At 74.3% G+C, this 2,339-nt stretch carries 3 protein-coding genes and 1 pseudogene; all 4 read right to left on the bottom strand.

The window, feature by feature from the left end; translation table 11 throughout:
• Nucleotides 1-104: pseudogene (locus tag ACOJUF_RS24765) on the bottom strand (DivIVA domain-containing protein); the annotation flags it as partial.
• A 211-nt stretch (nucleotides 105-315) separates the two neighbouring features.
• The gene (coaD, locus tag ACOJUF_RS24770) at nucleotides 316-819 is read right to left on the bottom strand and encodes a pantetheine-phosphate adenylyltransferase (RefSeq protein WP_420124467.1); all 504 of its coding nucleotides are present in this window, start codon (nucleotides 817-819) and stop codon (nucleotides 316-318) included.
• Nucleotides 816-1,379: a 16S rRNA (guanine(966)-N(2))-methyltransferase RsmD gene (rsmD, locus tag ACOJUF_RS24775; RefSeq protein ID WP_420124468.1), complete on the bottom strand. Its 564-nt coding sequence runs from the start codon at nucleotides 1,377-1,379 to the stop codon at nucleotides 816-818. The genes coaD and rsmD overlap by 4 nt, the downstream gene beginning before the upstream one ends.
• An 18-nt stretch (nucleotides 1,380-1,397) precedes the next feature.
• On the bottom strand, nucleotides 1,398-2,339 hold a 942-nt coding region (locus tag ACOJUF_RS24780), incomplete at its 5' end, for a biotin/lipoyl-containing protein (RefSeq protein WP_420124469.1).

A 2,339-nucleotide genomic window follows, 5' to 3' on the forward strand; every position in this document is an offset into this window, starting at 1 on the left:
AGGACGTCACCGCGCGGCACCACGCAGGATGCCGTCATCGGCAGGCCGCGGGCCTCCTCGACGATGGTGACGAGCTCGTCGAGTGCCTCGAAAACCCGGTACATGGCAACCTCCTACGGGTCGACTGGCAGGCTCGCGGAACCCGGCCGATCGACCGGGCGACGCCCACCCAGTCTGACAAGCCGGGGACCCGCAACCCGGCCAACACGCCCGGCGCGGACCGTGCGGGACGTCACCGATTCGGGTCGCAATCCGGTGGGAACCGGCGGCCGGCCGGCGCGTCGCGGGGCGCCGATCAGCGCCAATGAGTGCCGATCAGCGCTGGGCCAGCTTGGCCGCCAGCGCCCGCGCCACGACCTCCGGCAGCAGGTGGTCGACGTCGCCCCCGTACGTCGCCACCTGTTTGACCAGCGACGACGAGACGAACGAGTAGGCCGGACTGGTCGGCATGAACAGCGTGTCCACCCCGGTCAGACCGTGGTTCATCTGGGCCATCTGCAGCTCGTAGTCGAAGTCGGACACGGCCCGCAGGCCCTTGACGATCGCCCCGATCCCGCGGTCCCGGCAGTAGTCGACGAGCAGCCCGCGGAACGTGTCCACCTCGACGGTCGGCAGGTCGGCCGTCGTCGCGCGCAGCAGCTCCAGCCGCTCCTCGAGGGCGAACATGCCGCGCTTGTCCGGGTTGACCAGCACCGCGACGGTGACCCGGTCGAACAGGCCGGCGGCCCGGCCGATCACGTCCAGGTGGCCCAGCGTCGGCGGGTCGAAGGAGCCGGGGCACACGGCATGGGTGCCGGCACGCGGGGAGGCCGTCGTCATGGCGCGCGACCGTAGCAGAGCAGCGTGTCGCCGTACCGCTTCGTCCGGGTCCCGTCCAGCGGCGCCGGCCAGTCGACCTCGCCCGACCGCGTGCTGCGTTCGACGATCAGGTCCGCGTGGGCGGCCAGCACCCCGGCGGCCACCAGGGCCGCCAGCACGGCCCGGACGTCGGCCCCGGGCAGGTCGTAGGGCGGGTCGGCGACCACGATGTCGATCGGCCCGGCCAGCCGCGGCACGGCCGCCGCGACGTCGGCGGCGACCACCTGCAGGGCCGGACCGCCCGGGTCGTCGAACGCGGCCACGTTGGCCCGCAGCGCGGTGAGCGCGGACCGGTCGCGTTCCACGAAGACCGCGGCGGACGCGCCGCGCGAGGCCAGCTCCAGGCCCAGCGCGCCGGTGCCGGCCCACAGGTCCAGGACCCGGGCGCCGTCCAGCCCGCCGGTGGCCTGCAGGGAGCCGGCCAACGCCTCCCGGACCCGCTCGGACGACGGGCGGGTGGTCACCCCCTTCGGCACGGTCAGCCGCCGGCTGCGCCAGCGGCCGGCCACGATCCTGGTCATGTCCGCGGTCCGGGCCGCTCAGGCGCCGTCGGTCAGCACGAGCAGCAGATCGCCGCCCTCCACCTGCTGCACCGGGTTGATCGCGGTCCGCTGCACGCGGCCGGCCCGCGGCGCGGTGATCGAGGCCTCCATCTTCATCGCCTCGATCGTGGCCACCGTCGCGCCCGCCTCGACCTCGTCGCCCTCGGTCACGGCGAGGGTGACGACGCCGGCGAACGGCGACGCCACCTGCCAGGGGTTGCTCGGGTCGGCCCGCTCGGCCACCGGCACGTCGACGTCGACGCTGCGGTCGCGGATCTGCAGCGGCCGCAACTGGCCGTTGAGCGTGGTCACCACGGTGCACAGGCCGCGCTCGTCGGGCGCCCCGGTGGCCTCCAGACCCAGGTAGAGCTGGACCCCGGACTGCAGGTCGACCACGTGCTCGGCGCCGGGCTGCAGACCGTAGAGGTAGTCGACGGTCGGCAGCACGGACAGGTCGCCGTACTGCTGCCGCGACTGGCGGAACTCCCGCTCCGGGCCGGGGAACAGCAGCCGGTTCAGCGTCGGCCGCGGGTGGGCCGCCAGATCGGCGGCGTCCTCGTCCGACAGGGTCGCCTCCGGCGGCGCGTACCGGCGGCCGGCCAGGGCCTTGGTCCGGAACGGCTCCGGCCAGCCGCCGGGCGGGTCGCCCAGGTCGCCGGACAGGAACCCGATCACCGAGTCGGGGATGTCGAACCGGCCCGGGTCGGCCTCGAACTCGGCCGGGTCCACCCGGGCCCCGACCAGGTGCAGCGCGAGGTCGCCGACCACCTTGGACGACGGGGTGACCTTGACCAGGTTGCCCAGCATCGCGTTGGCCGCGGTGTAGGTCGCCTCGACCTCCTCGAACCGGTGGCCCAACCCCAGCGCGATGGCCTGCTGGCGCAGGTTGGACAGCTGGCCGCCGGGGATCTCGTGCTGGTAGACCCGTCCGGTCGGGGC

This window comes from Nakamurella sp. (assembly GCF_048594475.1).
GTDB lineage: Bacteria > Actinomycetota > Actinomycetes > Mycobacteriales > Nakamurellaceae > Nakamurella.

What these genes read in the sequence shown, in the direction of transcription:
- coaD (WP_420124467.1), bottom strand. Translation starts at nt 819, where the DNA reads ATGACGACGGCCTCCCCGCGTGCCGGCACCCATGCCGTGTGCCCCGGC.
- rsmD (WP_420124468.1), bottom strand. Translation starts at nt 1,379, where the DNA reads ATGACCAGGATCGTGGCCGGCCGCTGGCGCAGCCGGCGGCTGACCGTG.